This window comes from Amycolatopsis taiwanensis DSM 45107, from assembly GCF_000519205.1.
Classification (GTDB): domain Bacteria; phylum Actinomycetota; class Actinomycetes; order Mycobacteriales; family Pseudonocardiaceae; genus Amycolatopsis_E; species Amycolatopsis_E taiwanensis.
The window spans coordinates 311,263-326,075 of sequence record NZ_JAFB01000005.1; the positions used below are offsets into that span (position 1 = coordinate 311,263).

Consider the following 14,813-nt stretch of genomic DNA (forward strand, 5'->3'; position numbering starts at 1 on the left):
GCGCACTGGCCACCTGGGGCGGCTGAACCGGCTGGTCCGCAAGAGTCCGGACCAGCCGGTCAGTGGGTCAGCGTTCGATCTCGCCGCGGATGAACGACTCCACCGCGTCATGAGCTTCGGAGTCGGAGTACTGCACCGGGGGCGACTTCATGAAGTACGACGACGCCGACAGCAGCGGCCCGCCGATGCCCCGGTCGAGCGCGATCTTGGCGGCTCGCACCGCGTCGATGATGATGCCCGCCGAGTTCGGCGAGTCCCAGACCTCGAGCTTGTACTCCAGGTTCAACGGGACGTCGCCGAAGGCGCGGCCTTCCAGCCGCACGTAGGCCCATTTCCGGTCGTCGAGCCACTGCACGTAGTCCGACGGTCCGACGTGCACGTTGGCCTTGCCGAGGTCGCGGTCGACCTGGGAGGTGACCGCCTGCGTCTTGGAGATCTTCTTCGACTCCAGCCGCTCGAGTTCCTTCATGTTCTTGAAGTCCATGTTGCCGCCCACGTTGAGCTGCATGGTGCGGTCGAGCTGAACCCCGCGGTCCTCGAACAACTTCGCCAGCACGCGGTGCGTGATGGTGGCGCCGACCTGGGACTTGATGTCGTCACCGACGATCGGCAGGCCGGCGTCGGTGAACTTCTGTGCCCACTCCGGGTTCGACGCGATGAACACCGGGATCGCGTTCACGAACGCCACACCGGCGTCGATCGCGGCCTGGGCGTAGAACTTCTGCGCCTCGTCCGAGCCCACCGGCAGGTAGGACACCAGCACGTGCGCTCCCGAGTCACGCAACGCGGCGACGACGTCGACGGGCGCCTCGTCCGATTCCTGGATCGTCTCCTGGTAGAACCGGCCGAGCCCGTCCAGGGTGTGCCCGCGCTGTACCGCGATGCCTAGCGGAGGTACGTCGGCGATCTTGATCGTGTTGTTCTCGCTGGCGAGGATGGCCTCCGACAGATCCCTGCCGACCTTCTTGGCGTCGACATCGAACGCCGCCACGAACTCCACGTCACGCACGTGATACTGGCCGAAACGGACATGCATCAGCCCGGGCACGCGGCTCGCGGGGTCGGCGTCACGGTAGTAGTGCACGCCTTGTACCAACGATGCCGCACAGTTGCCGACGCCAACGATGGCCACCTTCACGCGGCCGCTGTCGTCGCCCATGCCGGTCTCTCCTTCGCTCATTTGTCAACGGGTGTTCACGTCGCGGCTTCAGTTCTGGAGCCCGCGTTGTTCGGCTTGCTCACTCGCGATCAACTCGTTGAGCCAGCGCACTTCGCGCTCGCTGCTCTCCAAGCCCAGACGATGCAGCTCACGGGTGTATCGGTCGATCTTCTCCTCAGCCCTGGCGAGTGCGGCGCGCAAACCTTCGCGACGTTCCTCGACACGGCGGCGGCGACCCTCGAGAATCCGCATCCGGACCGCGGCCGGAGTTCGGGAGAAGAACGCCAGGTGAACGCCGAAGCCCTCGTCGTCCCAGGTCTGCGGACCGGCGTCGGCGAGCAACTCGGCGAAGTGCTCCTTGCCTTCGGCCGTGAGCTTGTACACCTTTCGCGCGCGCCTGCCCCAGCTCCGGGACGGTTCCGCGGCTTCATCGGCCTCCTCGACGATGAAGCCCGCCCGCTGTAGCCGACGGAGCGTCGGATACAGCGAGCCGTAAGAGAACGTACGGAACATGCCGAACGTGTCGTGTAGCCGTTTGCGCAGCACATAGCCGTGCATGGGCGCCTCGTGCAGTAGCCCGAGGATCGCGAACTCCAGCACGGTGCACCTCCCTCCCGGGATCAAACAGCCTGGCTACCAACCCTAGCGCCCGATTATATCGGGCTGATACATCGAAGTGGCGAAACTAACGGAGGTGATCTTCCGGGAAGTTCATCAGGAAGTTACCCAAAAGTAGGCCGGCGCCCCACCCAATCTTTACCCAGAACAGCCCATCGCCCATCCGGGCCAAGCACGTACGCTGTCAGCGTGCGGAACCAGCGACAAGTAGTGGACTACGCGCTGCAGCGCCGGGCGCTGCTGGCCGAGGTCCGCTCTGGTCGGGTTGGCACCGCGGACGTGTGCGACGCCAGCCCGTACCTGCTCAGAGCGGCGAAGTTCCACGGCGAACCGAGCGACGTTTCCTGCCCGGTCTGTCGTCGGGACAGCCTCACCCTGGTGTCCTGGGTCTTCGGAGACGAGTTGCAGCATGCCTCCGGCTCGGCCCGCACGCCGGCCGAACTCGCACGCATGGGGAAGATGTTCGGCGAGTTCACCGTCTACGTGGTGGAGGTCTGCCGGGCATGCGCATGGAACCACCTGGTGCGGTCATACGTCCTGGGCACAGGGAGCCCGCGCGGATCTTCGAAGAAGACCGCGGGCCAGTGACCGAAGGCGTGCGAACGGACAAGCACAGGGCGGCGTACCCCGATCCGCCGGTCTGGGAGGCTCAGGCGTGAACGACCAGTACAACCGCTCCTGGCCAGGCCAGGAGCCCGATGAGCCGCGCCGTGCCCAGTGGCCGGCGGGTGACGAACCGCAGTGGCCCGGCGGAAACGAGGCACCACCGCGTGCGCCTCGCCGTCCCGCACCGCAGTGGCCCAACGGTAACGAACAGCAACGGCCGGCGCGCCGGCCCGAACCCGACCGCACCCAGCGGCGCGTCCCGCCGCCGCCCGGTCGCCGGCCCCCGTCACGCCAGCCGGGCCGGCCGCAGGGCGCCCCGCCCGACCGTCCGCCGCGCGACGGCTACCGCCCGCCGGTCCCGACCGAGCCCGAACCCGAGCCCAGCCTGCTGACCCACACCGAACTCGGCAGCGCCGGATATACGAACGACGGGTACGAAAGCGGCCCGATCGATGCGCCGACCGAGTTCGCCGACGATGATCCCGGCGAGCCCGAGACCGACAACGAAGGTAAGGCCAAACCGGAACTCACCCGGCGGCAACGGAAGAAGCGCCTCTGGCGGCGGGTCCGGCGGACGCTCTATGTCATGGCCGGACTCGGCGTGGTCATCCCGGCCGCCGCGTTCACGATCGCCTATTTCCTGGTGGATGTGCCCACTCCGGAGCAGGTGCTGGCCGATCAGAGCCAGGTAGTGACGTACTACTACGCCGACAACACCGTGATGGGCAAGGACATCCCGGACAGCGGGAACCGACAGATCCTGAAACCGGGCGAAATCCCGGAAGTGATGAAGCACGCGGCCTACGCTGCCGAGGACGCGACCTTCGAGACCAACAGCGGCTTCGACCTGACCGGCATCTTCCGCGCGGTCTACAACAACTTCACCGGCGGCACCGGCGGTGGCTCGACCATTTCGCAGCAGTACATCAAGAAGGCCACCGAGAACGAGGAACACACGCTCACCCGCAAGGCGACCGAACTGGTCAAGTCCTTCAAGCTGAATCGGACGCAGTCCAAGGACGAGATCATCGCCGGCTACCTGAACATCGTCTTCTTCGGGCGGGGTGCCTATGGCGTGCAGGCCGCCGCGCACGTGTACTTCAACAAGGACGCCGCGCAGCTCACCCCGTCCGAGGCGGCGTTCCTCGCCGGCCTGATCCAGGGGCCGAGCCGGTCGGAGAACACGGAGTACACCACCCGGCGCTGGAACTACGTGATGGACAACATGGTCAAGTACAACTGGTTGCCCGCCGCGGACCGGCAGGCGGCCCAGTACCCGACGCCGCAACCGAAGTCGCAGGCCAAGGCCCAGGCCATCAGCGGACCGAACGCGTTCATCCAGGCACAGGTGGAAGACGAGCTTGCCAACGCGGGCTACCCGAAGGAAAGACTGCAAACGGGCGGCTACAACATCTACACCACCATCGATCCCAAGGCACAGCAGCAGATGGAGCAGGCCGTCAACGACATCATGAAGGGCCAACCGGACGAGCTGAGAGAAGCCATGGTGGCCGTCTCGCCGAAGGATGGCGGCGTGGTGGCCTACTACGGGGGGCCGAACAAGCCTGGTGTCGACGAGGTGGACTGGGCGAACACCATGCGTAACCCAGGATCGTCGTTCAAGCCGTTCGACCTTACCGCCCTGTTGCAGACCGGTAAGGGGCTCGGCGAGACCTACAACGGCACCTCGCCACAGGAATTCGGCAAGAACGCCGACGGCACGGCACGTAAGGTCACCAACGCCGGCGCGGCCAACAGCTGCTCCGAACAGTGCACGGTGGCCGAAGCGATGAAGATCTCCGCCAACACCGTGTTCTACGGCATGGTGTACAACGACGGCACCCCCGAGCACGACGGCCTCGGCTACCAGGCTGTGGTCAAGGCCGCCAATCAGGCCGGGATCAACAACCTGGACGACGTGCATGACGCCAACGTCTCCATCGGCGGTGGAACCGCCCGGGCTACGGCGCTGGAGATGGCCAGCTCCTACGCGACCTTCGCCGGTGACGGTGCCCGTCACCCCCAGCATTTCGTCGCCAAGGTCACGAGCCCGGGCGGGGAGGTCGTCTACCAACCGCCAACCGACGCGAAACCGGCCTTCGCCAACAGCCAGGACAAGTCCAAGCAGATCGCCGGCAACGTGACGACGGCGTTGAAGCCGGTGATCGGGTTCACCAAGCTGACTTGTCCGAGCAACCACGAATGCGCGGGCAAGACCGGAACCCAGCAGTACAAGGACACCGGAATGAACAGCGACGTCTGGATGGTCGGTTACACCCCGTCCATCGCCGTGTCGAGTTGGGTGGGTACGCCGACTCCTGGGCCGATCAAGGACAAGAACGGCAAGTCGATCTCCAGTAGCGGCCTGCCGGCTCTGATGTGGCAGGAATTCCTGACCAACTACCTGAAGGACAAACCGGCGGAGAAGTTCCCGACGGTTCAGCCGATCGGAAAGACGCCGGAGCAGGCGACCACCTCCACGGTGACCACGACGACTCCGCCGACGAACACCACGACGCCACCGTCTTCACCGCCCGAGAGCTCGTCCCCGGAGACCCCGTCGTCGTCCAGCGAGAGGACCAGGACCAGGACCAGCCCACCGAGCAGCAGCAGGCCCAACGGCGGAATCATCCTCCCACCCGGCAACACGGATTCCAGCGGCTGATCGATCGGGTGGTTCGCCACCGACATGCCCCGACGTGTTGTCGGTCCTCACTTTCAGGCAACCCGGGTGCCCGTAGCATCGGCGCGTGTCCAGCCCGACCGAGCACGCAGCGACACCCGAGTCCGCGCCGACCTCGCTGGAGGCCGGTGAGAGAGTGCTGCCGAGCCGCACCGAACCGCTCGTCGCCGCGGCCAGCAAGCCGATCGGCGGCCCGCTGGGCGAGCACGCCGCCATCGGTCGCCACTGGTTCTGGTCACCACAGCGGGTCGGCCTGCTGCTGGCCACGCTAGCGCTGATGCTGTGCTGGCTGGGCAAGGCCAGTTGCATCCAGCAGTTCACCGACGAAAACGGGCAGAACCAGCTCGACTGGCGGGCCGGCCGTCCCTTCGTGGCGATGTGCTACTCCGACATCGTCCCGCTCTACAGCGCGGAGCGGCTGAACCTGCCCGACACGTTCCCGTACCGCACGAGCTGGGTCGACAACCCGGGGACGCCGAAGGAGCAGGTCCGGTACATGGAGTACCCGGTGATGACCGGGCTGTTCCAGTGGATCAACGCGAAGCTGGCCGCGGGCTGGACCGCGGTCTCCGACACCGGGTGGCTGCCCGGTGCCCTGCCGGTGGCGATCTACTTCAACATCACGGCGTTCTGGTTGGCGGTGGCCTGGCTGGTCACCGTGTGGGCGGTGTGCCGCGTAGCGAACCGGAGACCGTGGGACGCGGCGCTGGTGGCGATCTCACCGCTGGTGCTCGTGCACGCGTTCACCAACTTCGACGCGCTCGCCACCGCTTTCGCCGCCACCGGGCTGCTGGCCTGGGCGAGACGAAAACCCGCGCTGGCCGGGCTGTTGCTCGGGCTCGGCGCCGCGACGAAGCTGTACCCGCTGCTGTTGCTGGGACCGTTGCTGGTGCTGTGCATCCGCGCCGGGAAGCTGCGCGCGTGGACGCAGACCGCGGGCGTCACGGCAGCGACCTGGCTCGCGGTGAACCTGCCTTTCGCGCTGACCGTCAACCAGGGCTGGCGTGAGTTCTTCCAGCTCAACGCCACGCGCGGGATGGATCCCGACTCGCTGTACAACGTGATCTCCTACTTCACCGGCTGGAGCGGCTTCGACGGGCCACTCGCCACGGGCCAGGCGCCGACCTGGCTGAACGTGGTGGTCGGCGGGCTCTTCCTGCTCTGCTGCGGCGGGATCGCCTACCTCGCGCTCGCCGCGCCGGTCCGGCCACGAGTGGCGCAGCTGTGCTTCCTGGTGGTGGCGGCGTTCCTGCTGACGAACAAGGTGTGGAGCCCGCAGTACTCGCTGTGGCTGGTGCCGCTGGCCGTGCTGGCGATACCGCGCTGGCGGGCCCTGCTGGCGTGGATGCTCCTCGACGCGCTGGTGTGGGCGCCGCGGATGTTCTACTACCTCGGCGTGGACCACAAGGGACTGCCGGAGGACTGGTTCCTCGGCTTCGTCGTGGTGCGCGACCTGGCCGTGATCGCACTGTGCGTGCAGGTGATCCGGGAGATCTACGCCCCGGCCACCGATCCGGTCCGGCTGGCCGGGGACGACGACCCCGCGGGCGGGGTGCTCGACCGCGCCCGCGACGTCACGGTCCTGGCAGCCGCGCGCCGGGAACCCGGCGTTCCACTGGCCGGACGGCAGCCGGTCTGACCCTCAGGTGAGCGCTTTCCGCAGGTAGGTGATGTCAGCCGCCTGACCGTCGGCGGGCGTTTCCACCACGACGGGCGCGTCGGCCGCCGCCGCGACGGCGACGAGCTGGGCGGGATCGATCGTGCCACCGCCGTGTACGACGTTGGCATGCCGGTCGCGGGTCGAGCCGAACTCGTCGCGGGAGTTGTTCAGGTGCACCAGGTCGATCCGCCCGGTGATGGCCCTGACCCGGTCCACCACGCCGTCGAGTTCCCAGCCGGCGGCGAACGCGTGGCAGGTGTCCAGGCAGAACCCGGCGCCGAGCTCGCCCACCTGGTCCCACAGCCGGGCCAGCATGTCCAGCTCGCGGGCCAGCGCGCCGTCGCCGCCCGCGGTGTTCTCGATCAGGATCGGCACGCCGAACCCGCCCTGCTCGGCCTGCCGCTCGAACAGCTTGCGCCAGTTGGCCACTCCCTCGGCGGGGTCCTCGCCCTTGCGCACATGCCCGCCGTGCACGATGAGCCCACGTGCGCCGATCTCGGCCGCGGCCGCCGCGTGCTGGGCCACCACCTTCCGGGACGGGATGCGGATCCGGTTGTTCAGCGATGCCACGTTGACCACGTACGGCGAGTGGATGAACACGTCGACACCGGCCGCCTCGATCTCCCCGGCGGTCGGCCGGGGCACCGGCGCCTTCCAGCCCTGTGGATCCGCCAGGAAGAACTGCACGACCTCGGCTTCGCGTTCGCGGGCCGCGGACAACGGGTCGTCATCACGGACGTGGGCGCCGATTCGCATGCCGCAACGCTACCCACCCTTGGGGAGCCGCGCGCGCCCCGGCGGCCCCTCCAGTACCGTGCCGTCGGGTGTGCTGACCGTCACCAGTGGCCGGCAGCGTCGTTGTACTTATGAGTAACAAGCGGGTCAGGAGGTGGGAGCCGGATGCAAGGTCGAATACGCAGGACAGCGGCAGCCGGCGCGGCAGCATTCGTGCTGGCGGGGTCGATCACCCTCGCAGTCCCGACAGGGACCGCGTACGCCGACACCATAAGCGCCAGGTGCGGGGACACGGTCACCGCGAAACCCGGCGACAAGATCAGCACCCCGTTCGGCCTGCAGACGGTGATCGACGGCATCACCTCGCTCGTGGGTGGCCTGCTCAACGGGCTGTGCAAGATCACTGTGAACATCGTCGACACCGCCGTCGCGCCGGTGGTCGGCCAGCCCACCGCCGACACGATCAACGGTGCGGTGTCGTCGACGACCGGCAATGTCACCAAGACGATCAGCGGTGCCGGCGACGCGCTCGCAGGCGGCTCGACGCCACCGGCGCAGGGCAAACCGAGCCCGGGCGGTGGCACGCCGGTGGCGGGCAAGCCGCAGACCGGCCCGGCCGCGACCATTCCCGGGCCGAACAGCCCGGTGGTGGGCCAGGATCCGGTGAGCCTGCCCGTGCTGCCGTTCGAGTCCACCGGATACGCCCCGGCCCGCGACTACAGCGACCTGCCCTACGCCCCTGCCGCGCTCTGGTCGCCGTCACCGGGAATCCGTTATGGCGACGGGATACCCGGCTACGCCCCCGAGTCGACGACGCTGGGCGTGGACCAGTCGCCCGGCAAGATCGTCCAGAACACCGGCCGAGCCCAGGCGCTGGCCGGCGCGCCGGCCCAGGACCGGTTCCCGCTGGGCGTGCCCGCGCTCGCCGCGGTCATCGCGCTGTCCGCCGTCGCCGCCGCGCTGACACGCACCTGGGTCCAGCGAAACGCTCACTAGATCCCGCACCGCCACGCAAGCCACTTCGTGTCGGTATGTCACGCGAGCCACTTCGTGTTGGTATCTAGTATCTTTCCGGGCTGTCGCTCGTTGATGGCAGTGTCTGCGGGGTCGACAATGTCTGCGGGACCCCCGCCCCCTGGAGGTAATGAGCCCGTGCGCAACCGACTGGCGAGCAGGGTCCTGGCCGCGGCCGCACTGGCGATGGTCTTCACCATCGGGTTCTTCCCCGGCACCGCCTCGGCCGGCACGGTGCTCGCGGAGGCTTGCACGGGCATGGTCATCGGCAACATCGGCGACCAGGTCGCGGTGCAGGGCAAGGACCTCGCCGACGTGGTCCGGGCCGGGGCCGCCGAGCAGGAGATCTTCTTGCACCTCAACGGGGTCGATCCGGCCAAGCTCGCGCAGGAGATCTCGAACCAGGGCGTGCTCACCGTCGCCGAGATCCCGGACAGCGCGGTCAGCGCGCTTGGCGGGGACCAGGTAGCGACCGCGGTCACCCAAGCGCTGCGCTCCGCCGACGGCCTCGGCTTGGTCGCCGACCAGAAACAGAAGACCCTCGACTCGATCGGACACCACGTCGCCGAAAGCTGCGGTCTCACACTGTATGCCGGCAACTACAGTCCGCCCGCCGCTTCGCCCACGTCGCAGAACGCCGGCGCGCCCCCGCCCGGCCTGCCCGTGCCGCAGGCCCCGGCGAGCAGCGGCGCGGCGGTACCGCCCCGTGACTACGGCAACACCCCGGTCGCGGTGCCGGGCCTCGCGGCGCCGCCGGAGGCGAAGTATCCGGCCGGTGCACCGATACCGAACGTGCTGTCGCCCGAGGTCTCCACGCTTCCCGGTGAGACCCAAAGCCAGGCCGATGTCCGCAATACGGGCAATGCGAGCGTGCTCGCCGGTAATGACGCGCCGACCGGCGCGGTGCAGTTGCCGATGCTGCTGGCCGTGGTCGCCCTCGCCGGAGTGAGCGCGGCGCTGGTGCGAACCTGGGTGCTGCGAAAAGTGTCGTAGCCGAGGGTTACCCTGGACGCGACAAACCCTCCTGCCACGGACCGTCCGTGGCCGCGAAGCCCACAGGAGGTGAGTGGTTGTGTCACGCCATTACGAGGTAATGGTCATCCTGGATCCGACGCTCGACGAGCGCACCGTCGCACCGACGCTGGACACGTTCCTCAACGTGATCCGCACGTCCGGCGGCACCGTCGAGAAGGTCGACATCTGGGGCCGCCGCCGGCTGGCCTACGAGATCAAGAAGCACGCCGAGGGCATCTACGCGCTGCTCGACCTGCACTCCGAGCCGGACGCGGTGAAGGAGCTCGACCGGCAGCTGTCGCTGCAGGAGAACGTGCTCCGCACCAAGGTCGTGCGCAAGGTCGCCCCGCGCAAGGCCGCCAAGGTCGCGGCGAAGGCCTAGGGCGGAAGACCATGGCCGGAGACACTGTCATCACGCTGGTCGGCAACCTGACCGCCGACCCAGAGCTGCGCTTCACGCCCTCCGGTGCCGCGGTGGCCAACTTCACGGTGGCCTCGACCCCGCGCACGTTCGACCGCGCCACTGGTGAGTGGAAGGACGGCGAGGCGCTGTTCATGCGCTGCAACATCTGGCGCCAGGCCGCGGAGAACGTGGCCGAGAGCCTGACCCGGGGTGCCCGGGTCGTCGTGCAGGGCCGGCTCAAGCAGCGCTCGTTCGAGACCAAGGAAGGCGAGAAGCGGACCGTCGTCGAGCTCGAGGTCGACGAGATCGGGCCGTCGCTGCGGTACGCCACCGCCAAGGTCAACAAGGTCAGCCGTGGTTCGGGCGGCTCCAGTGGCGGCGGCTACTCCGCCGGTGCGCCCGCCGACGACCCGTGGGGCTCGGCCCCGCCCGCCGGGGGCGGCGGATTCGCGGACGAGCCTCCCTTCTAACCAACCACTCTTTTCGAATTCCCCAGGAGCAACACGTGGCAAAGCCACCCATTCGCAAGCCGAAGAAGAAGGTCTGTGTGTTCTGCAAGGCGGAGCAGAAGGGCCGCCCGGAACTGATCGACTACAAGGACACGAACCTGCTGCGGAAGTACATCTCCGACCGCGGCAAGATCCGGGCCCGCCGGGTCACCGGCAACTGCAGCCAGCACCAGCGCGACATCGCCATCGCGGTCAAGAACTCGCGTGAGATGGCGCTGCTGCCCTACACCTCGACCGCCCGCTAAGGAGGCCCGTCCATGGCGAAGATCATTCTCACCACCGACGTGGCCAATCTCGGCGGACCGGGCGACATCGTCGAGGTCAAGGACGGATACGCGCGCAACTACCTGCTCCCGCGGGGCTACGCGATCGTGGCCACCAAGGGCGCGGAGAAGAACGTGCGCACCATCCGCCGGGCCCAGGAGTCGCGCCGGATCCGGGACCTGGACCACGCCAAGGAGGTCAAGGCCGCCCTGGAGGGACTGGGCACCGTCCAGTTGTCCGCTAAGGCCGCCGAGAACTCGAAGAAGCTGTTCGGCTCGGTGACCACCGCCGACATCGCCGCGGCGATCAAGGCGGCCGGCGGGCCCCTGCTCGACAAGCGCGCCATCGAGACCGGTGGACACATCAAGACCACCGGCAAGCACCAGGTGAGCGTGCGGCTTCACCCCGACGTCGAGGCCGGAGTCCGGCTCGAGGTCAAGGCCACGCAGTAACCAAAGCCAAATCAACAGTGCCCCCCTCTCCGCGGAGAGGGGGGCACTGTTGTTTCGAGACGGCCACGACCCGAATCGATTCGCGCCCGGGAACCACCTGCGCTGCGCTAACATCCAACTGCTGATCTCGACGTGGGGACGCGAGACGGGTGAAGGGGTCTTTGCAGATGAGCCAGCCAGCACAGTCAATGAGGGCCGTCGACAATCTCACCACCGTGCCCCCGCCCCCGCCTATCCAGGTCGGCAACAACGGGTCTCCGGGGGGCTACTACTTCGAGCCGGACCGCGTCCAGAGCGTGATCGCGAAGTGGCAAGACCTGTTGCACGACCTGCAGTCGGACCGCAACGAGGCTCAATTAATCGCTGAAGTGCGGGCCCCCGCTCCCGACCCGGCAAGCAATCAGTTTACGGACAACGGGACGTTGCCGTCGGGTCGGACGCTGCTCGAACAGACCGACCGAATGATCCAGTACGTGCAGAACTACATCGAAGCGCTGCAGAAGGCCAGCGGGCAGATCCAACAAGCCGACACCGACGTCCAACAGGCTGTCTCACAGTCCGGACAAGGAGTCATGTGAGCACGCATCACGGTCTTCTTCGCATCGGCACCGTCATCGCGGCGGCGAGCGTCCTCGCCGCCTGCGGCAACGGAACGACCGGAAACTCACCCAGTTCCGGTGGCCCCACGTCGGCGGCAGCGGGTGGTCAGACCTCGACAGCAACCGGCGCTTCAAGCGGCAAGGCCCCCAAAGTGACATCTCCGCTGCCGACGGAAGGACTCGTCGCTGATCCCTGTAGCGGCCTGTCGACACCCCAGATGACCACGCTCGGCCTAGCCTCTCCGGGCGAAGCCTCCACCGGCCAGACGGGTCCGACCTGCCAGTGGCATGGCACCGCCGCCACCTCGAACAAGGCATTCCTCAATGTCATAACCGCCAACCAAAACGGCCTGAGTGACATTTATGCCGTCAACGACCGAAAGCCGTTCGCCTACTTCGAGCCGACTCAGGTCGACGACTATCCGGGTGTGTATGCGGAGTCGGTCGACGACCGCACGAACGGGTTCTGCTCCTTGTTGATCGGGGCCACCGATCAACTCGCGATCAGCGTGTCGGTGCAACTGCTGACCGGCCCGAACAAGGAGCACCCGTGCGATTCGGCCAACAAGATCGGGGCAGCAGTGATCGAACATGTCAAGGGCGCAGCATGAGAGGACTGGGTAGATTGTCATGGCCAACGGATCGTTGATCAATGACACCGCGCGCGGCGCGGCGATCGGTACGGTGATCATGCCCGGTGTCGGCACAGCCGTCGGCGGCGCAGTGGGTGGTCTGGTCAGCATCTTCTCGGGGGGACCGCAAGCCCAGCAGCACCAGACGAGCGTGGGCGGTCAGACGATCGACGCGCGACAGATCTACCAGCAGATCACCGGCGGAGAAGGTCCCGGCTCGTTGCAACAAGGCGCAGACGCGGCACGAAATTTGGAGAGAACGCATTCCAACCGAGCGGACCAGATCGCCGCGCTCAACAAGGAAATGGACGCCGCCTGGCAGGGTGGTTCCGCACAAGCCGCTCAAGCGGGGGGACACCCGCTCGAGACCTGGCTGAACGACTCGGCCCAGAACCTCGGCACGAGTAGCCAGTACATCGGCAACCAGGTCAATGACTTCTCGGTGGTCGCGCAGCGGGTTCAACCGCTCCCGGAAAACCCGCCGTCCATGGGTTTCCTGGACCACATCAACCCGTGGAGCGACAAGGACTCCGAAATCAAGGAGTACAACCAGAAGGGCCAGCAGAACGTCGACGCGTTCAATGCCTACTACCAGGCAAGCGCACAGAACGCCGCGGGCATGCCGCAGTACAAGGCATGGACCGGAAATCCCATCTCCGATGGCGGTGGCGGTAATGGTGGCGGCGGTAACGGCGGCGGAGGTGGCACCGGCGGCGGGGGCGGCTTCGGTGGCGGGGGCGGCACTGGCGGCGGAGTTGGCTTCGGCGGCGGTGGCGCTGGTGGCGGTGCGGGCGGCATCGGAACCGGCGGTGGTGGTGCCGGCGGCATCGGCAGCGGCGGCCATGGCGGTGCGGGCGACATCGGTGGCATCGGCAGCGGCGCGGGCGGTGTCGGCAGCGGCGGTTACACACCCCCGAGCTGGAACGACACCACCGCGGCCGGTTACACGCCGCCGAACACCAACTTCACCAGCGGCCTCGGTCCGAACAACTTCAGTCCGAGCAGCTTCGGACCCGGTGGCGGTAGCGGCGCCGGTGACGCCTCCGGTATCGGCGGGTTCGGCCCCGGTGGCGCCGGCTCGATGTCGGCGGGTTCCACCACGGGCGCCGCACCGGGTTCGGCCAGCGCCGCCGGCGGAGCCGGCGGCGCCTACGGCGCCGCAGGAGCTCGTCCGGGCGCGGCCGGCGCGGCGGGCCGCTCGGGAATGTCAGGCATGGGCGGCGCGCACGGTGGCCGGGGCCAAGGCGCGGAAGACGAAGAGCACCAGACCAAGTACCTGGTCAGTGAGGACCCGAATGAGCTCTTCGGCACCGACGAGCTCACCGCGCCTCCGGTCATCGGCGAATGAGACCGGGGACGGACGTGCTCGACAGACCGTTAACCCTCTATACCCCGATTCTGCTCAACCTGATCCGGCGCCGGGGCGGTGAACCCCACCTGACCCTGGCGAGCACGGCGACCTGGCTGGACGAGGAAGCCCGGCGCCAGGAAGACCAGCAGGTCAACGCCCTGCTGACGCAGCACGGGTTGATGGGACCGCGCGGACTGGACCGCGACCTGCTCGGGTTGGTCGAGTCCGTGGCCCAACCGAACATCGAGTACTACGGCTGGTTCGAGGGGCGGTTCCCCGGTGCGCCGGCGAACTTCGCGGTGTTCGCGGGGAGTGGGCGCGGCGGCGCCTTCATCGCCGTTCGCGACCTCGGGACGGACGCGGTGACCCTGGCCGCCGAACGGCCCGAGGAGCTCCTTCAGGGGTTCCTGAACCAGATTCCGCAGGTCCGTCCCGCGCAGGGGCAGCCGCTGGTCGTCGGCAAGAGCGAGCTCACCGGTGACCGGCGGAGCCGGGACGACGACGATGTCTCCATCATGCGGCCGGTTCAAGGACGCGCGACGGCGGGGGCCTCGCCGGTCCACGAGGTAAAACGCGTGATGAGTTCGGAGCGGGTCGCTGCCGGGAGCCTCTATGTCGCGGCGAGGAGCCGGGCGGGAACACGCCGGCGCAGTGAACGACCGCTGAATTTCATCGACACTCCCCAGGGCCGCTGGTTGATGGAGGAGCGGCCCGGCCGGGGCGACCCCCTGATCGTGTTCACCCCGGCAACGCCACAGGTGATCGGCGAACGGTTACGGAACGCACAAAGCGCACTCGTCTGAACGTGTGTCGGGCCACCCTTTCAGCCTAGAGGGTGGCCCTTTAACTGTCCGTAGCATTCATCCACAGGTCCGCGCACCCCAGGCTCCGTGTGGCACCCGCGCGACACGCCGGGAGCGCATCCGGCCACGACACGCCGGGTGGATTCAACCAATCTTTTCCACAGCTTTCACACAGGTCTTGACCTGCGATTTCTCACATTTGAACGGCACTTGTCCCCAAGTTGTACACAGATCTTCAGCCAGGTGTGCACGACTGGAGTCGATCATCCACAAGTTGTCCACAGGATCTCCGCAAACCGTCAACAGGCGGG

General features: G+C 67.6%; 16 protein-coding genes. 13 read left to right on the top strand and 3 right to left on the bottom strand.

Annotated features, from left to right (window positions below; genetic code table 11):
• Positions 1-67: 67 nt before the first annotated feature.
• On the bottom strand, positions 68-1,159 hold the full coding sequence (locus A3CU_RS0106390) for an inositol-3-phosphate synthase (protein WP_027941578.1): 1,092 nt from the start codon (positions 1,157-1,159) through the stop codon (positions 68-70).
• Positions 1,160-1,207: 48 nt separating this feature from the next.
• The gene (locus tag A3CU_RS0106395; RefSeq protein WP_027941579.1) at positions 1,208-1,759 is read right to left on the bottom strand and encodes a PadR family transcriptional regulator; all 552 of its coding nucleotides are present in this window, start codon (positions 1,757-1,759) and stop codon (positions 1,208-1,210) included.
• A 207-nt stretch (positions 1,760-1,966) separates the two neighbouring features.
• Between A3CU_RS0106395 and A3CU_RS0106400 the strand changes: the two genes are divergently transcribed.
• From A3CU_RS0106400 to A3CU_RS43675, 3 genes are all read left to right on the top strand, one after another.
• Positions 1,967-2,365: a DUF5318 domain-containing protein gene (locus A3CU_RS0106400; protein WP_027941580.1), complete on the top strand. Its 399-nt coding sequence runs from the start codon at positions 1,967-1,969 to the stop codon at positions 2,363-2,365.
• Between the two features lie 67 nt (positions 2,366-2,432).
• On the top strand, positions 2,433-5,048 hold the full coding sequence (locus A3CU_RS43670) for a transglycosylase domain-containing protein (protein WP_043840659.1): 2,616 nt from the start codon (positions 2,433-2,435) through the stop codon (positions 5,046-5,048).
• Between the two features lie 85 nt (positions 5,049-5,133).
• A complete protein-coding gene (locus tag A3CU_RS43675; protein ID WP_052371491.1) occupies positions 5,134-6,705 on the top strand; it encodes a glycosyltransferase family 87 protein in 1,572 nt (523 codons plus the stop codon).
• Between the two features lie 3 nt (positions 6,706-6,708).
• On the opposite strand, the gene A3CU_RS0106415 is transcribed toward A3CU_RS43675, so the two are convergent.
• Positions 6,709-7,482 carry a deoxyribonuclease IV gene (locus A3CU_RS0106415; RefSeq protein WP_027941581.1) on the bottom strand — a complete coding sequence of 258 codons (774 nt, stop codon included), beginning with the start codon at positions 7,480-7,482 and terminating at the stop codon, positions 6,709-6,711.
• 144 nt (positions 7,483-7,626) lie between these two features.
• Here A3CU_RS0106415 and A3CU_RS0106420 point away from each other — a divergent pair, with 144 nt between their 5' ends.
• From A3CU_RS0106420 to A3CU_RS0106465, 10 genes are all read left to right on the top strand, one after another.
• On the top strand, positions 7,627-8,457 hold the full coding sequence (locus tag A3CU_RS0106420) for a hypothetical protein (RefSeq protein WP_027941582.1): 831 nt from the start codon (positions 7,627-7,629) through the stop codon (positions 8,455-8,457).
• A gap of 156 nt (positions 8,458-8,613) precedes the next feature.
• Positions 8,614-9,468, top strand: a complete 855-nt coding sequence (locus A3CU_RS0106425; protein ID WP_052371492.1) for a hypothetical protein — start codon at positions 8,614-8,616, stop codon at positions 9,466-9,468.
• A 79-nt stretch (positions 9,469-9,547) separates the two neighbouring features.
• Positions 9,548-9,871, top strand: coding sequence for a 30S ribosomal protein S6 (rpsF, locus tag A3CU_RS0106430; RefSeq protein WP_156960254.1), 324 nt, complete (start codon positions 9,548-9,550; stop codon positions 9,869-9,871).
• Between the two features lie 11 nt (positions 9,872-9,882).
• Positions 9,883-10,362, top strand: a complete 480-nt coding sequence (locus A3CU_RS0106435; protein ID WP_027941585.1) for a single-stranded DNA-binding protein — start codon at positions 9,883-9,885, stop codon at positions 10,360-10,362.
• Positions 10,363-10,397: 35 nt separating this feature from the next.
• Positions 10,398-10,646 carry a 30S ribosomal protein S18 gene (gene rpsR / locus A3CU_RS0106440; protein ID WP_027941586.1) on the top strand — a complete coding sequence of 83 codons (249 nt, stop codon included), beginning with the start codon at positions 10,398-10,400 and terminating at the stop codon, positions 10,644-10,646.
• A gap of 12 nt (positions 10,647-10,658) precedes the next feature.
• The gene (gene rplI, locus A3CU_RS0106445) at positions 10,659-11,117 is read left to right on the top strand and encodes a 50S ribosomal protein L9 (protein ID WP_027941587.1); all 459 of its coding nucleotides are present in this window, start codon (positions 10,659-10,661) and stop codon (positions 11,115-11,117) included.
• Between the two features lie 167 nt (positions 11,118-11,284).
• Positions 11,285-11,695: a hypothetical protein gene (locus A3CU_RS0106450; protein ID WP_027941588.1), complete on the top strand. Its 411-nt coding sequence runs from the start codon at positions 11,285-11,287 to the stop codon at positions 11,693-11,695.
• Positions 11,692-12,327 (top strand): DUF3558 domain-containing protein, encoded by a 636-nt coding sequence (locus tag A3CU_RS50535; protein WP_084143106.1) that lies wholly within the window; start codon positions 11,692-11,694, stop codon positions 12,325-12,327. The genes A3CU_RS0106450 and A3CU_RS50535 overlap by 4 nt, the downstream gene beginning before the upstream one ends.
• 19 nt (positions 12,328-12,346) lie before the next feature.
• The gene (locus A3CU_RS0106460; RefSeq protein WP_027941590.1) at positions 12,347-13,696 is read left to right on the top strand and encodes a PPE domain-containing protein; all 1,350 of its coding nucleotides are present in this window, start codon (positions 12,347-12,349) and stop codon (positions 13,694-13,696) included.
• Positions 13,693-14,502 (top strand): ESX secretion-associated protein EspG, encoded by an 810-nt coding sequence (locus A3CU_RS0106465; RefSeq protein WP_052371494.1) that lies wholly within the window; start codon positions 13,693-13,695, stop codon positions 14,500-14,502. Before A3CU_RS0106460 ends, A3CU_RS0106465 begins: the two co-directional genes overlap by 4 nt.
• The last annotated feature ends 311 nt before the right edge of the window (positions 14,503-14,813 follow it).